Annotated in this window: 23 protein-coding genes; 9 read left to right on the top strand and 14 right to left on the bottom strand. The window is 72.7% G+C overall.

What is annotated here, in order from left to right; all coding sequences use genetic code 11:
• Nucleotides 1-45 precede the first annotated feature (45 nt).
• The gene (locus ACSDG8_RS22300) at nt 46-303 is read right to left on the bottom strand and encodes a WhiB family transcriptional regulator (protein ID WP_013288358.1); all 258 of its coding nucleotides are present in this window, start codon (nt 301-303) and stop codon (nt 46-48) included.
• 448 nt (nt 304-751) lie between these two features.
• Complete coding sequence (locus ACSDG8_RS22305; RefSeq protein ID WP_030503232.1) at nt 752-1,702, bottom strand: diacylglycerol/lipid kinase family protein; 951 nt, start codon at nt 1,700-1,702, stop codon at nt 752-754.
• A 43-nt stretch (nt 1,703-1,745) separates the two neighbouring features.
• Here ACSDG8_RS22305 and ACSDG8_RS22310 point away from each other — a divergent pair, with 43 nt between their 5' ends.
• A complete protein-coding gene (locus ACSDG8_RS22310; RefSeq protein WP_210900200.1) occupies nt 1,746-2,147 on the top strand; it encodes a hypothetical protein in 402 nt (133 codons plus the stop codon).
• A gap of 34 nt (nt 2,148-2,181) precedes the next feature.
• Here the strand turns inward: ACSDG8_RS22310 and ACSDG8_RS22315 are convergent, their stop codons facing one another.
• Genes ACSDG8_RS22315 through sodN form a run of 3 tightly spaced genes read right to left on the bottom strand, consistent with a single transcriptional unit; the run spans nt 2,182 to nt 3,547 of the window.
• Nucleotides 2,182-2,589 (bottom strand): ATP-binding protein, encoded by a 408-nt coding sequence (locus tag ACSDG8_RS22315; RefSeq protein ID WP_210900197.1) that lies wholly within the window; start codon nt 2,587-2,589, stop codon nt 2,182-2,184.
• 32 nt (nt 2,590-2,621) lie between these two features.
• Nucleotides 2,622-3,146, bottom strand: coding sequence for a GNAT family N-acetyltransferase (locus tag ACSDG8_RS22320; RefSeq protein ID WP_210900194.1), 525 nt, complete (start codon nt 3,144-3,146; stop codon nt 2,622-2,624).
• On the bottom strand, nt 3,143-3,547 hold the full coding sequence (gene sodN, locus ACSDG8_RS22325) for a superoxide dismutase, Ni (RefSeq protein ID WP_013288353.1): 405 nt from the start codon (nt 3,545-3,547) through the stop codon (nt 3,143-3,145). The genes ACSDG8_RS22320 and sodN overlap by 4 nt, the downstream gene beginning before the upstream one ends.
• Nucleotides 3,548-3,625: 78 nt before the next feature.
• On the opposite strand from sodN, the gene ACSDG8_RS22330 reads away from it, so the two are divergent.
• The 3 genes from ACSDG8_RS22330 to ACSDG8_RS22340 all read left to right on the top strand — a co-directional run bounded on the left by ACSDG8_RS22330 (nt 3,626) and on the right by ACSDG8_RS22340 (nt 6,335).
• On the top strand, nt 3,626-3,964 hold the full coding sequence (locus tag ACSDG8_RS22330) for a S24/S26 family peptidase (protein WP_210900191.1): 339 nt from the start codon (nt 3,626-3,628) through the stop codon (nt 3,962-3,964).
• 156 nt (nt 3,965-4,120) lie between these two features.
• Nucleotides 4,121-5,296 carry an NAD(P)-dependent malic enzyme gene (locus ACSDG8_RS22335; RefSeq protein ID WP_210900188.1) on the top strand — a complete coding sequence of 392 codons (1,176 nt, stop codon included), beginning with the start codon at nt 4,121-4,123 and terminating at the stop codon, nt 5,294-5,296.
• An 85-nt stretch (nt 5,297-5,381) separates the two neighbouring features.
• Nucleotides 5,382-6,335 (top strand): zinc-binding dehydrogenase, encoded by a 954-nt coding sequence (locus ACSDG8_RS22340; protein ID WP_210900186.1) that lies wholly within the window; start codon nt 5,382-5,384, stop codon nt 6,333-6,335.
• Nucleotides 6,336-6,458: 123 nt separating this feature from the next.
• Here ACSDG8_RS22340 and ACSDG8_RS22345 read toward each other — a convergent pair whose 3' ends face one another.
• Both ACSDG8_RS22345 and ACSDG8_RS22350 read right to left on the bottom strand, forming a co-directional pair.
• Complete coding sequence (locus tag ACSDG8_RS22345) at nt 6,459-7,424, bottom strand: alpha/beta hydrolase family protein (protein ID WP_210900183.1); 966 nt, start codon at nt 7,422-7,424, stop codon at nt 6,459-6,461.
• Nucleotides 7,425-7,556: 132 nt separating this feature from the next.
• Nucleotides 7,557-8,777 carry an alpha/beta hydrolase family protein gene (locus ACSDG8_RS22350; protein ID WP_439427212.1) on the bottom strand — a complete coding sequence of 407 codons (1,221 nt, stop codon included), beginning with the start codon at nt 8,775-8,777 and terminating at the stop codon, nt 7,557-7,559.
• 181 nt (nt 8,778-8,958) lie between these two features.
• Between ACSDG8_RS22350 and ACSDG8_RS22355 the strand changes: the two genes are divergently transcribed.
• Entirely contained in the window at nt 8,959-9,132 is a 174-nt protein-coding gene (locus tag ACSDG8_RS22355; RefSeq protein ID WP_210900180.1) for a hypothetical protein, read from the top strand.
• A 229-nt stretch (nt 9,133-9,361) separates the two neighbouring features.
• Here ACSDG8_RS22355 and ACSDG8_RS22360 read toward each other — a convergent pair whose 3' ends face one another.
• Nucleotides 9,362-10,474, bottom strand: a complete 1,113-nt coding sequence (locus tag ACSDG8_RS22360; RefSeq protein WP_439427213.1) for an acetate/propionate family kinase — start codon at nt 10,472-10,474, stop codon at nt 9,362-9,364.
• A complete protein-coding gene (pta, locus tag ACSDG8_RS22365) occupies nt 10,471-12,546 on the bottom strand; it encodes a phosphate acetyltransferase (RefSeq protein ID WP_210900173.1) in 2,076 nt (691 codons plus the stop codon). The genes ACSDG8_RS22360 and pta overlap by 4 nt, the downstream gene beginning before the upstream one ends.
• Before the next feature lie 93 nt (nt 12,547-12,639).
• Between pta and ACSDG8_RS22370 the strand changes: the two genes are divergently transcribed.
• On the top strand, nt 12,640-13,173 hold the full coding sequence (locus ACSDG8_RS22370) for a hypothetical protein (RefSeq protein WP_210900170.1): 534 nt from the start codon (nt 12,640-12,642) through the stop codon (nt 13,171-13,173).
• Nucleotides 13,166-15,502, top strand: coding sequence for a bifunctional polysaccharide deacetylase/glycosyltransferase family 2 protein (locus tag ACSDG8_RS22375; RefSeq protein ID WP_439427214.1), 2,337 nt, complete (start codon nt 13,166-13,168; stop codon nt 15,500-15,502). The genes ACSDG8_RS22370 and ACSDG8_RS22375 overlap by 8 nt, the downstream gene beginning before the upstream one ends.
• 21 nt (nt 15,503-15,523) lie before the next feature.
• On the opposite strand, the gene ACSDG8_RS22380 is transcribed toward ACSDG8_RS22375, so the two are convergent.
• The 5 genes from ACSDG8_RS22380 to ACSDG8_RS22400 form a co-directional block, all read right to left on the bottom strand.
• Nucleotides 15,524-15,703, bottom strand: coding sequence for a DUF6104 family protein (locus ACSDG8_RS22380; protein WP_030503218.1), 180 nt, complete (start codon nt 15,701-15,703; stop codon nt 15,524-15,526).
• A 66-nt stretch (nt 15,704-15,769) separates the two neighbouring features.
• Nucleotides 15,770-19,537, bottom strand: coding sequence for a multifunctional oxoglutarate decarboxylase/oxoglutarate dehydrogenase thiamine pyrophosphate-binding subunit/dihydrolipoyllysine-residue succinyltransferase subunit (locus ACSDG8_RS22385; RefSeq protein ID WP_210900164.1), 3,768 nt, complete (start codon nt 19,535-19,537; stop codon nt 15,770-15,772).
• A 257-nt stretch (nt 19,538-19,794) separates the two neighbouring features.
• Nucleotides 19,795-20,619 (bottom strand): ABC transporter permease, encoded by an 825-nt coding sequence (locus tag ACSDG8_RS22390; RefSeq protein WP_210900161.1) that lies wholly within the window; start codon nt 20,617-20,619, stop codon nt 19,795-19,797.
• A complete protein-coding gene (locus ACSDG8_RS22395; protein ID WP_374223588.1) occupies nt 20,616-21,557 on the bottom strand; it encodes an ABC transporter ATP-binding protein in 942 nt (313 codons plus the stop codon). The genes ACSDG8_RS22390 and ACSDG8_RS22395 overlap by 4 nt, the downstream gene beginning before the upstream one ends.
• A gap of 136 nt (nt 21,558-21,693) precedes the next feature.
• A complete protein-coding gene (locus ACSDG8_RS22400; protein ID WP_210900157.1) occupies nt 21,694-22,350 on the bottom strand; it encodes a hypothetical protein in 657 nt (218 codons plus the stop codon).
• Between the two features lie 174 nt (nt 22,351-22,524).
• On the opposite strand from ACSDG8_RS22400, the gene ACSDG8_RS22405 reads away from it, so the two are divergent.
• Together ACSDG8_RS22405 and ACSDG8_RS22410 are read left to right on the top strand one after the other, a co-directional pair.
• Nucleotides 22,525-23,298, top strand: coding sequence for a GNAT family N-acetyltransferase (locus ACSDG8_RS22405; protein ID WP_210900154.1), 774 nt, complete (start codon nt 22,525-22,527; stop codon nt 23,296-23,298).
• A gap of 146 nt (nt 23,299-23,444) precedes the next feature.
• On the top strand, nt 23,445-24,377 hold the full coding sequence (locus ACSDG8_RS22410) for a lysophospholipid acyltransferase family protein (RefSeq protein WP_307856300.1): 933 nt from the start codon (nt 23,445-23,447) through the stop codon (nt 24,375-24,377).
• Nucleotides 24,378-24,446: the final 69 nt, after the last annotated feature.

Below are 24,446 nucleotides of genomic sequence, written 5' to 3' on the forward strand. Positions count from 1 at the left end.
ACGCCCCGGCCGGAATCCCGGCCGGGGCGTCGCGAGTGGTACGGGTCAGGCGGAGTGAGCGCGCAGCACCCGGAGACCGCCGCGGCGCTTCACCGCGCGGCGCTCTTCCTCGCTCATCCCGCCCCAGACGCCGGCGTCCTGACCGGACTCCAGCGCCCACTGCAGGCACTGGTCGGTCACGGGGCAGCGCCGGCAGACGGCCTTCGCCTGCTCCACCTGAAGGAGGGCCGGGCCGGACGTCCCGATCGGGAAGAACAGCTCCGGGTCCTCGTCGCGGCAGACCGAATCGTGGCGCCAGTCCATGGCGGCAACACTCCTCATTCTTAGTGGGTGGCCAGTAAACGCTTCGTTGCTATTCCTATATGCGTCCGCATTGCCGAAGGGTGACAGTCAGCATCCATCAATTCGGCGCAGCGTGAGCAGGCTGTGGGGTGCCTGGACCTGCTGGAACAGCTCAACCGAACGAGCATATCCAGGCAATGTCCCGGCAACACGAGTTCGCTTGTGAATACTTTCACGAACTACAGCGATGTCAAGGGTGCCGCTCGGAAAAACTCCGAACAGTGAGCGGGCTCACCACCCATTTGTCCGGGTTTACCAGGGTCCTGGTTACCCGGCGTGCCACAGTCGATAATCAATGTAGTACGGTCTGCGTGACGTTGCTGACATTTCCGGCACCCTTCCTCGGCGTGGCGGCCACCGCGCCCGCGCGGCGGGGGGATCCGCGTCAACCGAGTGGAGTACCCGAGACCTAGCAGATTACTCTCAGTGCCGCCGGCACGGAGGTGAATCGGACTTTCTCCCGCTCGCCGAGGTAGTCCCCGTCCATCTGGAACGGCAGTGGGCGCTCCGAGCGCAGGGTGAACTCCGCCAGGTCGTGCAGACGCAGCACCTGCTTGCCGTGCGGATCCGGCTTCCGGGAGAAGAACTGCGCCGCCGTACGGGCCGTGCTGGCCACCCGCAGCCGCCGCAGCGCCAGCACGTCGAGCCCGAGGTCGAACGACGCCTCCGGGTTCGGGTTGATCTCCCGGTCGCCCAGGTACGTCCACGGCGCGGTGTTCTGGATGATCGCCGTGGCCAGCTCCGTGTCCGGCGCCTCACCCGGACGCTCCAGCGTGATCGACGGGTGGCGGCGGTCCGAGCCGACGAAGTACTGGCTCGCGGTGGAGCGGAAGTAGAGCGCCGGAGTGGAGACGCGCCCCTTCTTGCGGGACTGCTCCACCCGGCGGATGACCGCCGCGTCCAGCCCGAAGCCGGCGCAGAACGTGAAGTAGCGGTCGTCCGCCCGGCCCAGCCCGATCGTGCGGGACCGGCCCAGCCGCAGTCCTTCCAGGATCATGCTGGTGCCGTCCGGCCACTCCCGGGGCAGCCCGAGCGCGCGGGCGAAGACGTTCGTCGAGCCGCCGGGCACGGTGGCCAGCGCGGGCAGCCGCTCGGCCGAGGTCTGCCCGGTCCGGAACGTCGGCGGCTCCGCCGCCATCAGGCCGTTGACCACCTCGTTGACGGTGCCGTCGCCACCGAGCGTGACGACCAGGTCGACGCCCTCCTGGGCGGCCTCCCGGGCCAGGTCCATGGCATGGCCCCGCCGGCGCGTGTAGCGCACCGACAGGTCGACTTCACTGCGCAACGCCCGGACCAGCACGTCCCGGCTGCGCTCGCTGGTGGTGGTGGCCTTCGGATTGACCACCAGGACGGCCCGCATGGGCGGCACTGTACCGCGACTACCCACCGGTATCGTGGCGCCCGTGACGATCGACTCCGACCCGGTCCCCGGCACGCTGCGCGCCGCGGTGCTCCTGCTACGCGCGGAGGCGGTGGCGCTCGGGCTGATCGCGGTGTGGCTCATCTGGTCCGACCTCACCGCTGAAACGACGGACCTGATCTCGGCGCTGTGGGTGACCGCGTTCGCCATCGGCGGCGCGGTGGCGCTCTGGGCGCTCGGCGGCGCGTTGTCCCGCCGTCGCGCCGGGGCGCGCGCGCCCGCGATCGTGCTTCAGCTCATGCTGCTGCCGGTCGGCTGGTTCATGATCGAGGGAGGGATGGGCTGGCTCGGGCTGCCGCTCATGGCGTTCGGCATCGGCATGGTCGGGTTGCTGGTGAGCGGCCCGACCAACCGCGCGCTCGGCTTCGGCGACCCGGAGCGCTGAGCGCCGGACGCCGCGAACCGGTGACCGCGACCGGTCAGTAGCCGCCGGCGCGGCGGGTCAGCAGCGAGATGGTGGCCCGGCCGTCCGTCGCGTGCGCGTTGGCCCCGGTGGTCAGCGCGGTGAGCACCTTCCAGGCGAACGACGACTCCGACGGCAGCGTCGCACCCCGGACCGTCGGCACCGTCACCTCGACGCTGAGCGCGTCCTCGGTGACCGCGAAGCGGCACTCCAGCTCGGCGTCGCGGGTGGCGATGGCGAGCAGCATGGCGCACGCCTCGTCGACAGCGATACGCAGATCCTCGATCTCGTCGAGGGCGAACTGGAGCCGGGCCGCGAGGCCGGCCGTGGCGGTGCGGAGCACGCCGAGGTAACCACCGTCGGCGGGCACGGTGAGATGGACGACGTCGTCGTCGGTCGTCGGGTGCCCGGTCAGTTGAGTCACGGCTCCTCCCCCCGGTGCGGGACTCTACCCGGTCAGGGGGCCGACCGCGTGGGCGCGGCCGTCGCCCGCGCGGCGAGCTCGTGCAACGCCGGCCCGGCCAGGCGATACGGGGTCCACTCGTCCATCGGCGTGGCGCCGATCGCGGCGTAGAAGCGGGCCGCCGGGTTCCAGTTGATCATCCACCACTCCAGCCGCTGGTAGCCGCGCTCGACGCAGATCGCGGCCAGCGTGGCGAGCAGCATCCGGCCCGCGCCGGTGCCCCGGGCGGCCGGGCGGACGTACAGGTCCTCCAGGTAGATGCCGTGCACGCCGGCCCAGGTGGAGAAGTTGAGGAACCAGAGCGCGAACCCGACCGGCTGGTCCGCCGCGTCGACGGCCACGTGACCGAAGAGCGCCGGCGACGCCCCGAACAGGGCCGCGTCGAGTTGCTCGGTGGTGAGGTGGCACTGCTCCGGCGCGCGCTCGTACTCGGCGAGTTCGTGCACCATGGCGACGACGGCCGGTACGTCCCCAGGACGTACCGGCCGGATCGTCAACGTGTCGTCGGGCGACGTCACGCCTGCTTGGTCTCCCAGAAGATCTTCGAGATCTCGTCGATCTTCGCCAGCAGCTCGTCCGCCTTGGCCGGGTCGGTGCCGCCCTTCGCGCCGGCTGCGCCGGCCAGCTTGGTGGCCTCGTTGAACAGCTGGTGCAGGTGCGGGTACTTCTCGAAGTGCGGCGCCTTGAAGTAGTCGGTCCAGAGCACCCACAGGTGGTGCTTGACCAGCTCCGCCCGCTGCTCCTTGATCAGGATGGCGCGGGTGCGGAACTCCGGGTCGGTGTTGGCCTGGTACTTCTCACAGATCATTTTGACCGACTCGGCCTCGATCCGGGCCTGGGCCGGGTCGTATACGCCGCAGGGCAGGTCGCAGTGAGCGCTGGCCGTCACCCGGGGCGTGAGGATGCGGGGAAGGCGCATCAGGGTCCTCCATGGGTTGTTTGCGATGATCCAAGACGACATTACTCCTGGAGACGCCCTCGGGGGCTGGGAGGTGACATGGCGCCCACCGGCGAACCTCCGGCCCTGCGCGGTCCGCTGACGCCGGTGCTGGTGACCGGCCCGTCCATGGCCCCGACGCTGCGTCACGGCGACGCGGTGCTGGTCCGCACCGGCGGCCGGGCGGTGCGCCCCGGGGACGTGGTCGTCGCGGTCTTCCGCAGCCGCCCCGACCTGCTCGTCGTCAAGCGGGCGGTGGAGCCGCGCGACGGCGGCTGGTGGTTGCGCGGCGACAACGAGTTCGTCACCGACGACTCCCGGGCGTACGGCGTGGCCGACGTCCGGGGCCGGGTGGTGGCCCGCTGGTGGCCACGACCCGGACGGGTAAGGCGCAGGTAGGTGAGGGGCCGATATGACCCCGCTCACATCCTGCGAGCCGGAGCGTGACTATGCTCGGAAAGTGCCCGGGTGACCCCCGCACCGCCACGCCGCCGGTCGCTGACCACCGCTGACCGCGCCGGCCGGTCCGTCTGCTCGACAGATCCTGGAGTCACCATGTCTTCGTCCACCCCGGACCCCGCCGATCCCGTCTTCCGCCTGCACGTCGGCGGCAAGATGGCAGTTACCTCCACCGTGCCGCTGACCAGCCGCGAGGACCTCTCCCTCGCGTACACCCCGGGGGTTGCCCGGGTGTGTGAGGCGATCGCCGCCGACCCCGCGCTCGTCGACACCTACACCTGGGTGTCGCACACCGTCGCGGTCGTCACCGACGGCTCCGCCGTACTCGGTCTGGGCAACATCGGCCCGCGCGCCGCGCTGCCCGTGATGGAGGGCAAGGCGGTGCTGTTCAAGCAGTTCGCCGGCGTCGACGCGGTACCGGTCTGCCTGGACACGCAGGACGTGGACGAGATCGTTGCGACGGTCAAGGCGCTCGCGCCCTCGTTCGGCGGGATCAACCTGGAGGACATCAGCGCGCCGCGCTGCTTCGAGGTGGAGCGGCGGCTTGACGAGGCGCTGGACATCCCGGTCTTCCACGACGACCAGCACGGCACCGCGATCGTGGTGCTCGCCGCGCTGCGCAACGCCGCGACGCTGCTCAACCGCAAGCTCGGTGACCTGCGGGTGGCCGTCAGCGGCGCGGGCGCGGCCGGCGTCGCGGTGACCAAGATGCTGATCGCTGGCGGCGTCGACCCGGCCCGGGTGGTGGTGTGCGACTCGCGCGGCATCATCGGCCGGCACCGCGAGCTGACCGGCACCAAGGCCGAGCTGGCCGAACTCACAAACGCCGAGGGCCGGCAGGGCGACATCACCGAGGCGCTGCGCGGCGCGGACGTGCTCATCGGCGTCTCCGGCGGCCAGATCCCCGAGGCGGCGGTGGCCGGCATGGCGTCCGGCGGCATCGTGTTCGCGCTCGCAAACCCCACCCCGGAGGTGCACCCCGAGGTGGCCGCCCGGCACGTGGCGGTCGTCGCGACCGGACGCAGCGACTACCCGAACCAGATCAACAACGTGCTCGCGTTCCCGGGCGTGTTCCGGGGCGCGCTGGACGCCGGCGCCACCCGGATCACCGACTCGATGAAGGTGGCCGCCGCCGACGCCATCGCCGGCGTGGTGGCCGAGTCGCTGACCGCCGACGCGATCGTGCCGTCGCCGCTGGACCCGCGGGTCGCGCCGGCGGTGGCCGAAGCGGTCGCCGAGGCCGCTCGCCGCGACGGCGTCGCCCGCCGCTGAGATGTAAGGAAGGGGCCCTTCTTAACGCCTCCGGTAGAGGAAGGGCCCCTTCTTAACTGCTGCTCAGCTTGTTACCGTGCCGATCATGCGTGCTGCCTTCGCCTCGGCCTTCGACACCGACAACCCGCTTGCCGCGCTCGCCGTCGGCGACCGTCCCGAGCCGACCCACCCACAGGACGACTGGGTCACCGTGCGGGTCCGGGCCAGCTCGCTCAACCACCACGACCTCTGGTCGCTGCGTGGCGTGGGCCTGACCGCCGACCAGCTCCCGATGATCCTCGGCTGTGACGCGGTCGGCACCGACCCGGACGGCAACGAGGTCGTCATCTACCCGGTGGTGCCCACTCCGGGCGACCCCCGCGGGGTCTCCATCCTCTCCGAGCACTACCAGGGCACGTTCGCCGAGCTGGTCGCCGTACCCCGGGTGAATCTGCTGCCGCTGCCCGACGGCCTGTCGGCCACCGACGCGGCGTGCCTGCCCACGGCCTGGCTCACCGCCTGGCGGATGCTGACGACCAAGGGCCGGGTCGCCGACGGCGAGTCGGTGCTGGTCCAGGGCGCCGGCGGGGGCGTGGCCACCGCGGCCGTCGCGCTCGGCGTCGCGCTCGGCAAGCGGGTGTACGCGACCAGCCGCGACGCCGCCAAGCGGGAACGGATCGCCGAGCTGGGCGCGACCGCGCTGGAGCCCGGCGCCCGGCTGCCGGAACGGGTCGACGTGGTGATCGAGACGGTCGGCGCTGCCACCTTCGACCACTCGCTGAAGTCGGCCGCCCCGATGGCCCGGATCGTGGTCTCCGGCGCCACCTCCGGCCACGAGCCGAAGGTCAACCTGCGCCGCGTCTTCGCCATGCAGCTGGAGATCCTCGGCACCTCGATGGGCACCCCGGACGAGCTGACCGAGCTGCTCGCGTTCTGCGCCGAGCACGAGGTGCGGCCGGTCATCGACCGGGTGGTGCCGTTCAGCGAGATCACCGAGGCGTTCGCGCGGCTGCACTCCGGCGACGTCTTCGGCAAGGTGGTCGTCGACCACACCGCCTGAGGCTTACGGCGCGGGCGGATTGGATCGCGCGTGCGGCGCTGGCGGCGCGTGCGGCGTGCGGCGTGGGTGGCGTGTTAAGAAGGGGCCCCTTCTCTACCGGAGGCGTTAAGAAGGGGCCCTTCCTTACAGCCGGTCGTCGAGCGTGGCCACGCCGCCCTTGGCGGCGTCGGCGGGGAGGCGCTCCTTCGCCGCCGGGTCGCCGTAGAGCGTCCAGCGGAGGAACTCCACAGTCGTGTCCGCGACCACGCCCAGCGCCTTGCCGTCGCCGAGCAGGGCCCGGCCGTGGTCGCCCTTCGGCAGGCTGAGCATCGCCTTCGGCCACGGCACCGCGTCGAAGACGGCCTTGCCGGCGGCGTACGACACCACCTCGTCGGCTTCGCCGTGCACGAACAACTGCGGCGCGACGGTGCCGGCGAACGCGGTACCCACGCCGAGCGCGGTGCCGGCGAAGACGATGCCCGCGTCCAGCCGCGCGTCCCGGCCCGCGGTGAACAGGCCGATCGTGGTCACGCCACCGGCGCTGTGCCCAGTCGCGGCCACCCGCTCCGGGTCCAGCCGGCCGCGCAGCGGATCGCCCGCCTTCTCACCGAGCGCGAGCACCCGGGTCAGCACGTACGACACGTCGGCCGGCTGGTTGAGCACGTCCAACGCGTTGCCGTCGGTGCCCCGCGAGGTGTGCGGGAAACGTGGCGCGGCGACCACGAAACCGGCCGCCGCCCAGCGCGTGAGCAGCACCTGGTAGTCCTCCGGCCGGGCGGTCAGCCCGTGGCTGAACATCACCACCGGGAACCGCCCGGCCGCCGCCGGGGCGGAGCGCTCGACCGCGCCACCGGCCGCGCCGGCCGCCGGGTACCAGAGCGTCACCGGCAACGGCCGGTTGCCGTCGCGGTTCAGCTTCACCTGGCGTACGCCGACCGCGAAGCTCTCCGTGGGGGCCTTGCCGGCGGGTACGCGCGGGGTCGGCGTGGCGCTGGTCGGTGAGGTGTCGGGAGCGGGCCGCCCGGCCGGGGCGGCAGGCTGCTCCGAGCAGCCGGCGAGGGCGGCGCCGAGTACGGCGGCGGTGACGAGGGCGACGGGACGACGGCGCATGAACTCGATTGTGCCTCGCGATCGTGGCGGCCCGGCCGCGCCCGCCGTGTCCGCTCGGAGAGATCTTGGAACGAAATGGCCCTCATAGGAGCCGAAATCCTCCAAGATCTCCGGCGGCCGGTCCTCCGACGGTCAGGCGGGGAGGGAACGGGTCGTGAAGGTGGTGCCGGGGGCTGTCGCGTCGGCGGGGAGGCGGCGCAGCGCCGCCCGGTCGGCGTAGAGCGTCCAGCGCAGGAAGTCGGTGGTGGCGGCGAGCACCTGGGCGAAACCGGACCGACCCGGCGTCAGGTACTCGCCGTGACCCTGACCACGCAGGCTCAGGAAGGCGGCCGGGCCGAGACAGCGGGCGTACGCGGCCCGGCCGATCGACTCCGGCACGATCCGGTCAGCGCTGCCGTGCACGAACAGCATCGGCGCGAGCGGACGGGAGAAGCCGGCGACCATCCGGCCACCGGCGATCACAATTCCGGCCCGTAACGGTGACGGTTGCCCGGAGGCGAACATCCCGAGGCTGGTGTGACCGCCGGCCGAGTGCCCGGCGGCGGCGAACCGGTCCACTGCCAGGTGCGCGCCGAGCGGGTCGCCGGGGCGGGCGCCCAGGCGGACCAGGTGACGGACCAGCCGCCAGGCGTCGGCCGGCTGGTTGCGTACGTCGTCGCGGGTGTAGTGGCGGGCGCGCAGGTTCGTACGCGGGTAGGTGGGTGCGACCACCACGAACCCGGCGGCCGCCCAGCGGCTGGTCAGCGCGGCGTGCAGCGCGGGCAGGCTGCGCAGCCCGTGGCTGTAGAGGACCACCGGGAACCGGCCCGCCGCGAACGGCGCGCCCGGCCGGACGCGCGGCCCGTCCGGCGTCGCGGTGCCTGCGCCGGCCGGCCTGGCGGTGTGGCCTGGCGAGGTGGCGGCGTCACGTCCGGGAGCAGCGTCACGTGCGGTGGCGGAGCCGAGTGGCGCGGGGGAGCCGGGCGCGGTGGTCCGGTCGGGCGGGGAGGCGAGCTTCTGTGCGGTGGCGTGTGCGGGTCCGGCGAGGTCCGTGGTGGGGAGGGGCCGTGCGGTGGCGCGTGCGGGCCCGACGGGATCCGTGGTGACGGGCCGTGTGTTGACGCGAGCCGGTCCGGCGGGACCCGTGGACGCGGACGGAGCGGCTGGAGTGGGCAGGTCGGCCGGGTACCAGACGGTGACCGGCAGCGGCCGGGCGCCGTCCGGATCGAGCGTGAACTGCCGCATCCCCACCGCGTACTGGCGTTCGGGCGCGGGCCGCACACCGGCCGGGACGGGATCGGTCGTGGCGACGGCCGGGCCGCAGCCGGCCAGCAGCGCCGTCATCAGCGCGGCCACCAGCCGCTGCCCCCTCACACCTGCACGGTAGGCAGCCGAGCGGTCGGCCCGCGCCCGCCGTCCGGATCGGCTGCCACCACCACCCGGCCGGGCGACACCTCAACCGGCCGGGCGGGTTTGCGCGGGCCGGATGAGCCGGATGCCGGCCTACGGCCTGGCGGGGCGGCCGGGGCCGGCCGGCTTCGCTAGGGTCACCCGCATGGCTGAGAACTACACCGACCCGAGTGGCAACACAGCGCAGTTCCGCGCGTTCGTCGATTCGCCCGAGCCGGCCGCGTCGGCGGCGGCGCCGTCCCGGGTACCGCTGATCGCCGGTGTGGCCGTCGCCGTCGTCGTGGTGGTCGCCCTGGTCGCCTGGATCGCCCTGGGCTGACCCGCACGCCGGTCACCGGCAGCGGTAGGAGCTACATCGGAGGCACCGCGGTCACGCCAGTTCGCCGTGGTGGCGGTATCGGAGGCACCGGGACCGCGCCACTTCCCCGAAGTGGTGGCACCTCAAGCACCGGGTCACGCCAGTTCGCCGAGGTAGCGGTATCGGGCGCACCGGACCACGCCACCTCCCCGAAGTGGTGGCACCGGCGGCACTGTCCCCCAGACCGCGGTCAGACGCCGAGCACCTCGCGGGTCTCGCGGGCGATCTCCCGCTCCTCGTCGGTGCCGACCACAAGCACCGCCACCTCCGCGCCGTCCGGGGAGACGATCCGGTCGCCGTGGCCGTCGTTGCGCGCCGGGTCGACGGCGATGCCGAGCCGGTCCAGCCCGGCAAGCGACGCGGAACGTACCGGCGCGGCGTGCTCGCCGACCCCGGCGGTGAACGCGATCGCGTCGACCCGGCCGAGCAGCGCGTAGTACGCGCCCACATAGCCGGTGATCCGCCGGCAGTAGACGTCGAACGCCAGCGTCGCGTCCGGGTCACCGGCGGCGCGCCGGGCCAGCACCTCGCGCATGTCGTTGGCGCCGGTCAGCCCGAGCAGGCCGCTGCGGTGGTTGAGCAGGTCGTCGATGTCGTCGACGCCCATGCCGCCCTCGCGGCGCAGGTGGAAGATGACTGTCGGGTCGAGGTCGCCGCTGCGGGTGCCCATCACCAGGCCCTCCAGCGGTGACATGCCCATCGAGGTGGCCACGCTGCGCCCGCCCTGGACCGCGCAGGCGCTCGCCCCGTTGCCCAGGTGCAGCGTGATGGTGTTGAGCCGGTCGTACGGGCGGTCGAGCAGGTCGGCGACGCGACGCGAGACGTACGCGTGCGAGGTGCCGTGGAAGCCGTACCGCCGGACGCCGTAGCGCTCGGCTGTGGTCTTGTCGATCGCGTACGTGGCGGCGGCCTCGGGCAGCGTGTGGTGGAACGCGGTGTCGAAGACCGCCACCTGCGGGGTGTCCGGCAGCGCCTCCAGCGCGACCCGGATGCCGGCGAGGTTGGCCGGGTTGTGCAGCGGGGCGAGCGGCACCAGGTCCTCGATGGCGGCGACGACCGCGTCGTCGATGCGTACCGGCTCGCTGAACTTCCGCCCGCCGTGCACCACCCGGTGGCCGACGCCGGCCAGGCCGGTCAGGTCGAGGCGGCCGATGATCTCCCGGACCGCGCTCTCGTGGTCGGCCGGGCCGCCGCCGGGTTCGCCGATCCGTTCGACGGTGCCCTTGTCCAGGACGTCGTCGCCGTCGTACAGCCGGTACTTGACGGACGAGGACCCGCTGTTGAGGACCAGGATGCGGCTCATTCCGAAGCCTCCGCGGCGGCCTGGATGGCGGTGATCGCCACCGTGTTGACGATGTCCGGCACGGTGGCGCCCCGGGACAGGTCGTTGACCGGCCGCCGCAGGCCCTGCATGACCGGCCCGACCGCCACCGCTCCGGCCGAGCGCTGCACCGCCTTGTACGTGTTGTTGCCGGTGTTCAGGTCCGGGAAGATGAACACGGTGGCCTGCCCGGCGACCGGGCTGTCCGGCAGCTTGGTGGCCGCCACCTGCGGGTCGATCGCCGCGTCGTACTGGATGGGGCCCTCGACCAGCAGGTCGGGCCGGCGTTCCCGGACCAGCTTGGTGGCCGCGGCGACCTTCTCCACGTCGGCGCCGGCGCCGGAGCTGCCGGTGGAGTACGACAGCATCGCCACCCGCGGTTCGATGCCGAACCGGGCCGCGGTGTCGGCCGACGAGATGGCGATGTCGGCGAGTTGGTCGGCGTCCGGGTCGGGGTTGACGGCGCAGTCGCCGTACACAAGCACCCGGTCGGCGAGCAGCATGAAGAAGACGCTGGAGGCGACGGAGACGCCGGGCACGGTCCGGATGATCTCGAACGCGGGCCGGATGGTGGCGGCTGTGGTGTGGGTGGCGCCGGAGACCATGCCGTCGGCGTGGCCGGTCTGCACCATCATCGTGCCGAAGTAGTTGGGCTGCGCGACGATGTCGTGCGCCAGCTCCACGGTGACGCCGCGGTGGGCGCGCAACTGCGCGTACGCCTGCGCGAACTCGTCCCGCAACGGGCTGGTCGCCGGGTCGACCACCTGGGCGTCGCCGAGGTCCACGCCGAGTTCCCGGGTGCGGCGGGCGATCTCGTCCGGGCGGCCGAGGAGGGTGATCTCGGCGACGCTCCGGCGCAGCAGCACCTCGGTCGCGCGCAGGATCCGCTCGTCGGCGCCTTCGGGCAGCACGAGCCGGCGGCGCTGGGCGCGGGCCCGGTCGATCAGGTCGTTCTCGAACATCAGCGGGGTGACGCGTGCGGAGCGGCTGACGCGCAGCCGGCGGGCCAGGTCGTCGGTGTCCACGCAGCGTTCGAACGCGCCGAGCGCGGCCTCGACCTTGCGCGGGTTGGCGGTGCTGGGGCGGCCCTCGATGCGGCTGGACGCGGACACCGTGTCGTAGCTGTCGCTGGGCACCGACAGCACCGGGAGCCCGGTGTTCATCCGTTCGACCAGGCGCATGGCGCGTGGGTCGGGCTGTTCGCCGAGCGTGAGCACCAGCCCGGCCAGCGACACCTGCCCGGCGACGTGTGCGGCGCCGGCGGCCACCAGCAGGTCGGCGCGGTCGCCCGGGGTGATCACCAGCGCCCCGTCGGTGAGGTGGTCCAGCAGCGTCGGCACGTGCGCTGCGCCGACCACGTAGTCGAGCACGTCGCGGTCGAGCGCGGTCTCGTCGCCGGTGAGCACCGTGCCGCGCAGCGCCGCGGCCACCTCGGCCACCGTCGGCGCCGACACGGTCGGCACCTCCGGGATCGCGTACGCGGGCACCGGCAGCTCGGGCAGCGTCATCGGCTCCGGCACGCGGTTGGCCAGCGCCGCGATCACGGTCGCGCCGAGGTCGACCAGATCGTGGTACGCGCCGCGCAGCGCCGCCGCGATCGCCTCCGGCTCCTGCGCGAACCCGTCCACCACGGGCACCACGACGCTGCCGAACTCGGTCGCGAGCCGGGCGTTGAAGGCCAGCTCACGGGGGCCGGTGCCGTCGCCGTAGGCGAAGTCGCTGCCGACCACCACTATCGCCGGGCAGCGGCGTTCGACCTCCCGGTAGCGGGTGACGATGCGGGAGATCAGCTCTTCCCGGCGGCCGTCCGCGACGAGCGCGCTCGCCTCGGCGTAGGTGGCGCCGTGCAGCTCGCCGACCGGCAGTTCCATCCGGTAGCGCTCGGTGAGCAGGGCCAGGATCGGGTCGGTGCCGTCACCGGCGACGAGCGGCCGGAACGCGCCGATCCGTTCCACCTGCCGGGACAACAACTCGGCCAGCCCGAGCGCCACTGTCGATTTTCCGCCGCCCGAACCAACGCCGGTGAGGTACACGCTGCGCGCCACGGCACCCAACCTACAAGATCGAGGTCGGTGCTGCCCGTTCTGCCTGGTCAGGACGGCTAGCCGGGGGAGAAGGTGGGATTTTCTCGCATCTACACTTGGTTTGTGGAAGGCCCGACCGCACTGATTCCTGTCGTACCGGAATCGCCCCCCGTCTTCGTCGACCCGAGCGGGCGGCGACGCCGGCGGCTGCGTCGTCTCGCCTACTGCGCTGGCGCGGCGGGGGTGATCTACACGGTCATGGTCGGAGTCAGCTTCGCCGGCGGGCCGATCACCCCGGACAGCGTCATCCCGTTCGTCGAGCCGACCACCGAGCAGCGGCTGCCGTCGCCGAACCCGGCGGACACGCCCGCGCCGGCAGTCACCCGTCCCGCGGCGGACACACCAACCGACATCCGTACCGCTCCGGCCCGGGCGCCGGCCACCGCCGTCACCCCTGCCGCCACGGTCCCGCCGAGCCCTCGGCATCAACGGCCGACCCGGACCGCCCCGACCGCGCCCCGGCCCGTCCAGACGCCGGCCACCACCGCGCCGCCCACCGCGCCCACCGCCGAGGTGCCGCCGCCCGTGGTCGACCCGCCGCCCGCCGTCGACCCGCCCGCCGAACCCGCTGCGCCCGCCGCTCCCGCCGATGAGTGACCAGGCACCCGCCCGTCCGAACCCGCCCACGAGTGAGCCGCCCACAGTCGCGCTGGACCCCCGCCGGGTGCAGGCCGCCCGCCGGCACCGCGCCGGGCGGCAGCCGGACGACGCACCCACAGTCGTGCTGGACGTCCGGCAGATCCCCGCAGCGCCGCAGATCCCCGGCTCGCGCCGGTCCCGTGGCCGGCGTCTCCTGCCCCGGCCGAGCTGGGCCCTGGTCGCCATGGTCGTGGTCGTCCTGGGCGGCCTGCTGGTCGTCGAGGCGTACACGAACGCCGCGTTCGTCCCCGACAACCGGGTGACGCACGGTAGCCAGCGGGAGGTCCCCAGCTCGGTGATCGGGGGCGGCCCGATCGTCAACGTCGGCGCGGAGGGCCGCACCCAGTCGCACCGCCTGCCGCCGCGCACCATCGCGCTCACCTTCGACGACGGACCCGACCCGCGGTGGACGCCGGAGGTGCTGCGCGTCCTGGACAAGTACCAGGTGAAGGGCACCTTCTTCGTCATCGGCTCGCAGGTCGTCCGCAACCCGGAGGTGACCCGCCGGCTGGTGGCCGACGGACACGAGCTGGGCGTGCACACGTTCACCCACCCCGACCTGGCCACGTTGCCGGAATGGCGGCGGGAGCTGGAGTACGCGCAGACGCAGCTCGCCATCGCCAGCACCACAGGCGTCCGCCCGTCACTGCTGCGCTTCCCGTACTCGTCCCGGGCGGACGCGTACACCGACCGCGACTGGCCGATGCTGCGGCACGCCGGCGAGCTGGGCTACCTCACTGTGGTCAACGACGTCGACAGCCGGGACTGGGAGCTGCCCCCGGTCGAGGAGATGGTGGCGAACGCCACGCCGGACGGTACGGCCGGCACCATCGCGCTCTGGCACGACGCGGGCGGCGACCGGTCCGGCACGGTGGCCGCGCTGGACCGCTACATCCCGATGATGCTGGAACGCGGGTACCGCTTCACCACCGTCAGCGAGGGCCTGAACCAGACGCTCGCGGCGGCCGGCGTATCAGGCCCGGTGGGCGGTCAGGCGGCCGCTCCGCTCGACGAGCGGTGGCGGGGGCACGTGCTGGTCGGCGCGGTACGGGTGGCCGACGGCATGTTCGGGGTGCTCGGCGCCTTCTTCGTGCTCGTCGGGGTGCTCACCGTCGGCCGGTCGCTGCTGCTGTTCGTCCTCGCCACACGGCACGCTCGCCGCCGCCGTCGCCGCGACTGGTCGTGGGGTCCGCCGGTCACCGAACCGGTCTCGGTGATCGTGCCGGCGTACAACGAGCGGGAGGGCATCGCCGCGGCCGTCCGCTCGCTGGCCTGCGGCGACCACCCCGGCGGCATCGAGGTGGTGGTGGTCGACGACGGCTCGACCGACGGCACCGCCGACATCGTCGCGGCGCTGGGCCTGCCGAACGTGCGGGTCGTCCGCAAGCCCAACGGCGGCAAGCCGAGCGCGCTCAACACCGGCGTCGCGCTGGCCCGGCACGACCTGATCGTCATGGTCGACGGCGACACGATCTTCGAGCCGGACTCGGTCCGCCGGCTGGTCCAGCCCTTCGCCGACCCCCGGGTCGGCGTCGTCGCCGGCAACGTCAAGGTCGGCAACCGCCGCGGCCTGATCGCCAAGTGGCAGCACATCGAGTACGTCATCGGCTTCAACCTCGACCGCCGCCTCTACGAGACGCTGCGCTGCATGCCCACCGTCCCCGGCGCGATCGGCGCGTTCCGGCGGCAGGCGCTGGAGCAGGTGGGCGGCATGACCGACGACACGCTGGCCGAGGACACCGACGTCACCATCGCCGTCGGCCGGGCCGGCTGGCACATCGTGTACGAGGAGAGCGCACGCGCCTGGACCGAGGCGCCGACCACCATCGGCCAGTTGTGGAAGCAGCGCTACCGGTGGAGCTACGGCACCCTGCAGGCGATGTGGAAGCACCGGCGCTCGGTGATCGAGAGCGGTCCGTCCGGCCGGTTCGGCCGCCGGTGCCTGTCGTTCCTGACGCTGTTCGGCGTGCTGCTGCCGCTGGCCGCCCCGGTGATCGACCTGCTCGCGATCTACGGGCTGATCTTCCTGGACCGCAGCGACACGGTGGTGGCCTGGCTGGCGATGCTCGCGCTCCAGTTCGTCACCGCGGTGCTGGCCTTCCGGCTGGACCGGGAGAAGCTCGGCGTGCTCTGGGTGCTGCCGTTGCAGCAGTTCGTCTACCGGCAGGTCATGTACCTGGTGCTGCTCCAGGCCGTCGGCACCGCGCTGACCGGGGGCCGGCTGGGCTGGCAGAAGCTGCGCCGTACCGGGAATCTCCAGGTCGCCGGGCGGGGCGCGACCGGCTGAGGTCGCGCCCGGCCGCGCCGGTCAGTCGTCGTCCGGGTCGTCGAGGCGGGCCAGCCAGGTGGCGAACCGCTCGATCGGGGTCTCGAACTCCGGGTTCAGGTCGACGAAGTCACGCAGCCGCTCGCCCAGCCACTCCAGGCTCACCTGCTCGTCGCCCCGGCGCTCGACCAGCTCCTCGATGCCACGGTCGGTGAAGTACACGGTGTTCCTCTCGTCGTCGTACGGCAACGGCCCGCCCCGGGTCGGGACGGGCCGCTGCCGGTGGTGTCACGGGCGGGGGAGAGCCGCCTCGATCAGCGCGTTCTGCTCGACCTCGTGCATCTTCGCCGAGCCGACCGCCGGAGCGGCGGCGGCGGGCCGGGAGATGCGGCGCAGCCGGACCTCGGGCAGGTGCTCCAGCAGGTTGAGCGCGACGAACGACCAGGCGCCCTGGTTGGCCGGCTCCTCCTGGACCCAGGCGAAGTCCTCGGCGTTCGGGTACTGCGCCAGCGCGGCCCGGACCTCCTCGACGGGCAGCGGGTAGAGCTGCTCCATCCGGATGATCGCGGTGTCGGTCACGCCCCGCTCCTGCCGGGCCTGGAACAGGTCGTAGTAGACCTTGCCCGAGCAGAGCAGCACCCGCTTGACCTGCTCCGGCGCCGGAGCCGCGGTGTCGGCCAGCACCGGCTGGAACGTCCCGGTGGTGAAGTCCTCCACCGGCGACACGCAGAGCTTGTGCCGCAGCAGCGACTTCGGCGTGAACACCACGAGCGGCTTGCGCTTGGGCGACAGGGCCTGGCGGCGCAGCAGGTGGAAGTAGTTCGCCGGGGTGGTCGGGATGGCCACCCGCATGTTGTCCTCGGCGCAGAGCTGCAGGAACCGCTCCGGGCGGCCGGAGGTGTGGTCCGGGCCCTGGCCCTCGTGGCCGTGCGGCAGCAGCAGCGTCACCGCGGAGCGCTGACCCCACTTCACCTCGCCGGAGGAGATGAACTCGTCGATCACCGACTGGGCGCCGTTGACGAAGTCACCGAACTGGGCCTCCCAGGCCACCAGCGCGTTGATGTTCTCCACCGAGTAGCCGTACTCGAAGCCCATGGCCGCGTACTCGGAGAGCAGCGAGTCGTGGACGAAGAAGCGCGACCGCTCGCCGTCGGCGGTGAGCGACATCAGCGGCAGGTAGTCCTCGCCGGTCTTGGCGTCGACCACCGAGGCGTGCCGCTGGACGAACGTGCCGCGGCGCGAGTCCTGCCCGGCGAGCCGGACCGTGACCCCGTCGTGCAGCAGCGTGCCGAACGCGATGATCTCGGCGAAGCCCCAGTCGATGCCGCCCTCGACGGACATCTTGCGGCGCCGCTCCAGCAGCTGCTGGATCCGCTTGTGCGGGGTGAAGCCCTCCGGCAGGTTGACGTGCGCCTCGCCGATGGCCTTGACCACCGCGGCGTCGGTGGCGGTGTCGACCTGCGGCTCCGGCTCGTCCTCCCGCGCCGGGCGGCTGAGCTGGCGCGGCGTGGTCGCGGCGTCCCGGGTGGCCTTGAAGACCCGCTCCAGCTGCCCCTGGTAGTCGCGCAGCAGCTCCTCCGCGTCCTCCACGGTGATGTCGCCGCGGCCGATCAGCTCCTCGGTGTAGAGCTTCCGGACCGACCGCTTCGAGTCGATGATCTTGTACATCTCCGGGTTGGACATCGACGGGTCGTCGCCCTCGTTGTGCCCGCGCCGGCGGTAGCAGACCATGTCGATCACGACGTCCTTGTTGAACGCCTGCCGGTACTCGAACGCGAGCCGGGCCACCCGGACCACTGCCTCCGGGTCGTCGCCGTTCACGTGGAAGATCGGCGCCTGGATCATCCGGGCCACGTCGGTGCTGTAGAGGCTGGACCGGCTGTACTCCGGGGCGGTGGTGAAGCCGACCTGGTTGTTGACCACCACGTGCACGGTGCCGCCGGTGCGGTAGCCGCGCAGCTGGGACAGGTTGAGCGTCTCGGCGACCACGCCCTGGCCGGCGAAGGCGGCGTCACCGTGCACCGCCAGCGGCAGCACGGTGTAGCCCTCCAGCTTGAGGTCGATCCGGTCCTGCTTGGCCCGGACTATGCCCTCCAGCACCGGGTCGACGGCCTCCAGGTGCGACGGGTTCGCCACCACCGACACCTTGACCGCGTGCTCGCCGTCCGGGGTGGTGAACTTGCCGTTCTGCCCGAGGTGGTACTTCACGTCGCCCGAGCCCTGCGTGGAGCGCGGGTCGAGGTGCCCCTCAAACTCGGAGAAGATCTTCTCGTACGGCTTGCCGACGATGTTCGCGAGCACGTTGAGCCGGCCGCGGTGGGCCATGCCGATGACGACCTCGTCCAGCCCGGCCTCGGCGGAGCACTCCAGCACCTCGCCGAGCAGCGGGATCAGCGACTCGCCGCCCTCCAGCGAGAAGCGCTTCTGGCCGACGTACTTGGTCTGCAGGAACGTCTCGAACGCCTCGGCGGCGTTGAGCCGGTTCAGCACGTGCTTCTGCTCGTCCTGGCTCGGCTTCTCGTACTTGCGCTCGACCCGCTCCTGGATCCAGCGCCGCTCCTCCGGGTCCTGGATGTGCATGTACTCGATGCCGACCCGGCGGCAGTACGAGTCACGCAGCACGCCGAGGATCGAGCGCAGCTTCATCCGCTGCTGGCCGGCGAAGCCGTTGACCGGGAAGACGCGGTCGAGGTCCCAGAGCGTGAGCCCGTGCTGGAGGACGTCCAGGTCCGGGTGCTTACGGATCTTGAACTCGAGCGGGTCGGTGTCGGCCATCAGGTGGCCGCGCACCCGGTACGCGTGGATCAGCTCGTGCACCCGCGCGGTCTTGTTGATCTGGCCTTCGCTGTCGACGGCCACGTCGCGCATCCAGCGCACCGGCTCGTACGGGATGCGCAGCGAGGTGAAGATGTCGTCGTAGAAGCCGCGCTCGCCGAGCAGCAGCTCGTGCATGACCTTCAGGAACTCGCCGGACTGTGCGCCCTGGATGATCCGGTGGTCGTACGTGCTGGTCAGCGTGATGACCTTGCTGACCGCGTTCTCGGCCAGGGTGGCCTCGCTCATGCCCTGGTAGGGGGCCGGGTACTCCATCGCGCCGACGCCGATGATGGCGCTCTGCCCCTGCATCAGGCGCGGGATCGAGTGCACGGTGCCGATGCCGCCCGGGTTGGTCAGCGAGATCGTGGTGCCGGAGTAGTCCTCCATGGTCAGCTCGTTGCGGCGGGCGCGCCGGACCACGTCCTCGTACGCCTGCCAGAACTGCCGGAAGTCCATCTGCTCGCAGCCCTTGATGGACGGCACCACCAGGTTGCGGGAGCCGTCCGGCTTGACCAGGTCGATCGCGATGCCCAGGTTGACGTGCTCCGGGCGGACCATCGCCGGCTTGCCGTCGACCTCGGCGAAGGAGTTGTTCATCTCCGGGTGCTCGACGACGGCGCGTACCAGCGCGTACCCGATCAGGTGGGTGAAGCTGACCTTGCCGCCGCGACCCCGGGTGAGGTGGTTGTTGATCACGATGCGGTTGTCGACGAGCAGCTTGGCCGGGACGGAGCGCACGCTGGTGGCGGTCGGGACCGACAGCGACGCGTCCATGTTCTGGACGATCTTGGCGGCGACGCCGCGCAGCGTCGTGGTGCCGGCGGCGCTCGCGGTCGGTGCCTTCGCGGCCGGCTTGGCCGGGGCGGACTTCTTCGCCGGCTCGGGGGTCTTCGCCGCCGGCTTGGCGGCCGGCCTGGCCGGGGCGGACGCCTTCGGGGCGGCCTTCGGCTCGGCCTTGGCGGGGGTGGCCGTGGGCTCCGCCTTGGCGGGCTGCTCCTTGACCGTGGCCACTGCTTCCTGCTGCTCGGCCGGCTCAGGCTTCGCGGCCGGCTTGGCCTGCGCCTCCGGGCGCGGTGTGGCGGCGCCCGGGGCCGGCCGGTAGTCGGCGAAGAAGTCGTGCCAGGCCGAATCGACGCTCGAGGGGTCGGCGAGGTAACGCTGGTACATCTCCTCGACGATCCACTCGTTCGGGCCGAAACCCGCCAGTGGGTTCTCCTGCGAAGTCTGCTGGGTCGACACGGCCGCTAATCGCCTCTTTCACGCGGTTGTGAATGTCACGGTGGCCCCCGGTGACACCCGGTTGCCGACGCTGGGTAAACCGATGCCAAGGCTACGCCGTGCGCTGCGCGCAGGCATTCTCGCCTCCGGCTGGTGGTCCGATTCACAGAAGATGCCAGAAGTTCGGCAAACGCTGCGTGATCCACCGACTCCTGCTAGACGACGAGGACCCCGGACGGTGACGAGTGTCACCGGCCGGGGTCCGCCTGACGGCGAGGTCAGGAGATGTCGCGCTTGCGGATGGTGGCGATGCCGATCGCGCCGGTCACCACCGCGTACCCGATCAGCACCGCGGCGCCGGCCCAGCGGGGCGGGTTGCCGGGGATCTCGGTCCCGGCCACCATCAGGCTGGAGGCCAGCGATGGCACCAGCAGTTGGAGCTGGTTGATCCAGTCGCCGAAGCGGCCGGCCAGCAGGCCGATGGCGATCGCCGCGCCGATGGTGCCGCCCAGGTAGAGCAGGATGCCGGTCACCGTCGCGCCGATCTGGCTGCGGATCAGCACGCCGAGCCCGACGCCGAGCACCGACCAGAGCAGGTAGGCCAGCCCGTTGAGCGCGACCGACGTCCAGACCTCTCCGCTGCCGAGCTGGCTGCCGAGGTCCGAGGCTTTCAGGATCATCGGCGCGAAGATCAGGTTCAGCACCGTGGTGACGATCCAGAACAGCAGCGCCAGCACGCCGGCCGCGACCAGCTTGGCCAGCATCACCGCGGTGCGGTGCGGCGCGGTGAGGAACGTGGTGGTCACCGTCTGGTGGAAGAACTCGCTGGTCACCACCACGATGCCGAGCAGCAGCACGATGAGCAGGCCGAAGAACTGGCCGTTCGTGTAGAGGTTGGCGGCGATGCTGTCGGCGCTGGAGATCGCCTGCACCTGGTCGGCCTGGTCGGCCGGAACCTCGCCCAGGTCGCCGCTGGCCAGCGCGTCGGTCTGCAGCCAGTTGAACAGCAGCGCCAGCACCCAGAGCGGCAGGCTGATCAGCCCGAAGATCCACCAGGTGCTGGTGGTACGGATCTTGAGCAGTTCGGATCGGACAAGCGTCATCGGATCTCCGCCTTTCCGGCCGTCAGCTCCAGGAAGACCCCTTCGAGGTCGGGTCGCTCGGTGGTCAGCTCGTGCAGCTCGACCTTGGCGGCCAGCGCGACCCGGCCCACCGTCGGCGCGTCCACGCCGCTGACCAGCAGCACGCCGTGCGGGTCGGTGTCGACGGTGGCGGACTGCTCGCGCAGCGCCGAGACCAGCTCGTCGGCCTGCGGGGTGCGCACCCGCACCCGGACACCGTGTGTCATCGACGCCATCACCTGGTCGACCGGGCCCTGCCGGACCAGCTTGCCGGCCGCGATGATCACCACGTCGTCGGCGAGCAGCTGCATCTCGGAGAGCAGGTGGCTGGAGACCAGCACCGTACGGCCCTCGGCGGCGAGACCCTTGAGGAAGCCGCGCATCCAGCGGATGCCCTCCGGGTCCAGGCCGTTGGCCGGCTCGTCCAGGATCAGCACCTGCGGGTTGCCGAGCATCGCGGCGGCGATGCCGAGCCGCTGCTTCATGCCCAGCGAGTAGCCCTTGAACTTGCGCTTCGCCGCGGGCGAGAGCCCGACCAGGGCCAGCGCCTCGTCGGCGCGCTCCTTCGGCAGCCCGGCCGCCGCGCAGATCACCCGAAGGTGGTTGATCCCGGTGCGGCCCTTGTGCGCGCTGGACGCCTCCAGCACCGCGCCCACCGTGCGCAGCGGGTCGGTCAGGTCGGCGTACCGGCTGCCGCCGATGGTCGCCGTGCCGGCGCTCGGCGTCACCAGGTTGAGCAGCATGCGCAGCGTGGTCGTCTTACCGGCGCCGTTCGGGCCGAGGAAGCCGGTGACCCGGCCCGGCTCGACGGTGAACGACAGGTTGTCCACCGCGCGGACGGTCTTGTATTGCTTGGTCAGGCCGGACACGATGATCTGGCCGGTCCCGGCACTGGGGCGTGGCTGCCCGTCGGACATCATTCTCCTCTCCTGCCCGGCGGGCGTGACGCGCGCCGGTGGGGCGCCGTTGCGGGGGCACCCGGCAACAGCCTTCCAACCCGGCGCAAGGGGGTCAATCAGGCGGGACGCGTACGCGCCGTCCTCCTCAAGGAGGAGATCAGGCGGTCGGCAACGCCACCCAGGTGGCCCGGGCGCGGCCGAGCAACGCGCCGTCCGCACCGTACAGGCTGGTGTGCACCTCGGCCTTCCGTCCCTCGCCGCCGACCGCGAGGCCGGTCACCACGCACTCGTCGCCGGGCCGTGGCAGCGCCGTGACCTGCGCGGCGATCCGCCCCAGCACGTACGGGCGGCCGGGCGCGAGCACCGCCCAGCCACCCGGGCAGTCCAGCGCCGCCCACACCGTAGCGGGCGTCACCTCCGCCGGGGCGTCGAACGGCGCGGCGGTCCGCCCGTCCGGCAGGCGTCCCGGAAAGATCCGCAGCCCGTCCGGGCGCGCCGGGCCGCAGACGAAGCAGCGGGGGAAGGGGTGGTCCAGCAGACCGGGGTACGCCCGCGCGACGTCCTCCGCCGTCGCCCGGTCCACCGGTGGCACCACCGCCTCGACCGGCTCCACCCGGCGTACCTGGGCGATCAACTGGCCGTCCGGGTCGCGTACCTCGCCGTCGGCGGCGGTCAGCGGGGTGTCCAGCGGCGGCGGCCGGCGCAACGTGACCTCCACCGGCCCCCGGTCGTCGATCAGCGCGGCGAAGATCCCGGCGCTCCAGCCGCCGTTGCCCGAACCGTCCGGTCCCTGGAAACGGGCCTCGACCAGCATGCGCACCTCCGGGTTCAGCTCCGCCGGCGCCCTCGCCGGCGGTCCGCCCGGCAGCCTCGCACACACCCGCCCCGCACCGGCCGTCCCGGTTCGCACGACGCCGCCGGCCGGCGTTCACCGGATCGACACCCCTCATCCCGCCCGGTGGCAACCCACGCCACCTACACAGGAGTCATGGCCGTTCTGCACGCCGCTGGCGCACCGCTCACGACCAGCGGATACACCCTGTTGATCGCCGACGACCCGACACTGGTCGCGGCCGCGCAACGACTGCGCCACGAGGTGTTCGCCGACGAACTCGGCGCCACTCTGCCGAGCGCCGGCGCCGGGCTCGACTCCGACGAGTTCGACGCGCACTGCGACCACCTGGTGGTGCTGCGCGAAGGCACCGACGAGGTCGTCGGCACGTACCGGCTGCTGCCACCCGGCCGCACCGCCCGCCGGTACGCCGACGGCGAGTTCGACCTGCGCCCGCTGGCCCCGCTCCGCGACGACCTGGTCGAGGCGGGCCGCTCCTGCGTCCACCCGGACCACCGGACCGGTGCCGTGATCAACCTGATGTGGGCCGGGATCTGCCGCTACCTGCACCTGCGTGGCTCCCGCTGGCTCGGCGGCTGCGCCTCGGTGCCGGTCACCGACGGCGGGGTCGCCGCCGCTGCGGTGTGGGCCGAGGTCAGCGCCCGGCACCTGGCCCCGCCGGCGCTGCGGGTGACCCCGCGCCGGCCCTGGTTCGCCGAGGCCCCGGCCGCCGACCCGGGCACGCTCACCCCCGCCGAGCGCCGGGCGCTCGTGCCGCCGCTGCTCCGCGGCTACCTGCGGCTCGGCGCCTGGGTGGCCGGCGAGCCCGCGTACGACAGCGACTTCGGCTGCGCGGACTTCTACGTGCTGTTCGCGCTCGACCGGATGAACCCGCGCTACCTGCGGCACTTCCTCGGCGGAGTCTCGTGACCGCCGAGCGGCCCGCCGCTGCTCCTGCGCCCGGCGGGGACGTGATCGGTCGAGCCGGGGGCGTGGCCGCTCCCGTCGGGGGCGTGCTCGGTCGAGCCCGGGGCGTGGTCGGTCCTGCCCCGGGCGTGAGCGGTCGAGCCGGGGGCGTGTCCGGTCCTGCCGGTGGCGTGCCGGACGACGGCCTGTGGCGGCCCGTGTCGGGCTGCGGGCCGGAGTGCCTGCCGCCGCCCGCCACCCCGGACGTGTCGCGCCTGCGCCGCGCGGGGCGGCTGCTCGGCGTACTCGGAATGCTGCTGGCCGGGGCCGGCCTGGCCGCGCTCCTGCCGCTGCTGCCCGTGGCACGTGGGCGCGCCGCGACGCGCGGCTGGGCACGGTGGACGCTGCGTACCCTCGGGGTGCGGCTGGTGGCCCGGGGCCGGACGCCGCGCGGTCGCGCGCTGCTGGTCGCCAACCACGTCTCGTGGCTGGACATCCTGGCGGTGCTGGCCGTCTCGCCGGCCCGGATGCTGGCCAAACGCGAGGTCCGGCGCTGGCCGGTGGTGGGCGCGCTCGCCGCCGCGGCGGGCACCGTGTTCGTGGACCGGTCCCGGCCGCGTGACCTGCCCGCCACCGTCGCGCGCGTGGCCGAGACGCTGCGCTCCGGGCGGCCGGTGGCGGTCTTCCCGGAGGGTACGACCTGGTGCGGCGCCGCCACCGACTGCCGCCCGGCGCGCGGCTTCCGCCCGGCGATGTTCCAGGCCGCCGTGGCCACCGGTACGCCGGTGGTGCCGCTGGAACTCGCCTACCGGTACGGCGGTGACCCGAGCACGCTCGCCGCCTTCCTCGGCGAGGAGACGTTGTGGACCTCGGTACGCCGGGTGCTCGCCGCCCGGGACCTGACCGTGTTCGTGACCGTGCGGGCCGCGCTGTACCCGGCGCCGGGCGCGGACCGGAGGGCGCTGGCGCGGGTGGCCGAATCGGCGATCCGCCCGGCCCCGCCCTCGTCGTCACGCCCCCACCCCCGGCCCGCACCCGCCCTCGCGCCCGCGCCCGCCCTCCGCTCACGTGCCCGGCGCCCGCCGATTCCGGGCTGGACCTGACGGCCTGACCGGCGCGCGCGTCTCGTCGAGCTGAACCGCCAGAGATCTTGGAAGCAAACGGCCCCTATG

The sequence above is a fragment of the Micromonospora sp. LA-10 genome (assembly GCF_051853095.1).
Lineage (GTDB): Bacteria > Actinomycetota > Actinomycetes > Mycobacteriales > Micromonosporaceae > Micromonospora > Micromonospora echinospora_A.

What these genes read in the sequence shown, in the direction of transcription:
- ACSDG8_RS22300 (WP_013288358.1), bottom strand. Translation starts at nt 303, where the DNA reads ATGGACTGGCGCCACGATTCGGTCTGCCGCGACGAGGACCCGGAGCTG.
- ACSDG8_RS22305 (WP_030503232.1), bottom strand. Translation starts at nt 1,702, where the DNA reads ATGCGGGCCGTCCTGGTGGTCAATCCGAAGGCCACCACCACCAGCGAG.
- sodN (WP_013288353.1), bottom strand. Translation starts at nt 3,547, where the DNA reads ATGCGCCTTCCCCGCATCCTCACGCCCCGGGTGACGGCCAGCGCTCAC.
- ACSDG8_RS22330 (WP_210900191.1), top strand. Translation starts at nt 3,626, where the DNA reads ATGGCGCCCACCGGCGAACCTCCGGCCCTGCGCGGTCCGCTGACGCCG.
- ACSDG8_RS22335 (WP_210900188.1), top strand. Translation starts at nt 4,121, where the DNA reads ATGTCTTCGTCCACCCCGGACCCCGCCGATCCCGTCTTCCGCCTGCAC.
- ACSDG8_RS22340 (WP_210900186.1), top strand. Translation starts at nt 5,382, where the DNA reads ATGCGTGCTGCCTTCGCCTCGGCCTTCGACACCGACAACCCGCTTGCC.
- ACSDG8_RS22345 (WP_210900183.1), bottom strand. Translation starts at nt 7,424, where the DNA reads ATGCGCCGTCGTCCCGTCGCCCTCGTCACCGCCGCCGTACTCGGCGCC.
- ACSDG8_RS22355 (WP_210900180.1), top strand. Translation starts at nt 8,959, where the DNA reads ATGGCTGAGAACTACACCGACCCGAGTGGCAACACAGCGCAGTTCCGC.
- ACSDG8_RS22360 (WP_439427213.1), bottom strand. Translation starts at nt 10,474, where the DNA reads ATGAGCCGCATCCTGGTCCTCAACAGCGGGTCCTCGTCCGTCAAGTAC.
- ACSDG8_RS22375 (WP_439427214.1), top strand. Translation starts at nt 13,166, where the DNA reads ATGAGTGACCAGGCACCCGCCCGTCCGAACCCGCCCACGAGTGAGCCG.
- ACSDG8_RS22390 (WP_210900161.1), bottom strand. Translation starts at nt 20,619, where the DNA reads ATGACGCTTGTCCGATCCGAACTGCTCAAGATCCGTACCACCAGCACC.
- ACSDG8_RS22395 (WP_374223588.1), bottom strand. Translation starts at nt 21,557, where the DNA reads ATGATGTCCGACGGGCAGCCACGCCCCAGTGCCGGGACCGGCCAGATC.
- ACSDG8_RS22400 (WP_210900157.1), bottom strand. Translation starts at nt 22,350, where the DNA reads ATGCTGGTCGAGGCCCGTTTCCAGGGACCGGACGGTTCGGGCAACGGC.
- ACSDG8_RS22405 (WP_210900154.1), top strand. Translation starts at nt 22,525, where the DNA reads ATGGCCGTTCTGCACGCCGCTGGCGCACCGCTCACGACCAGCGGATAC.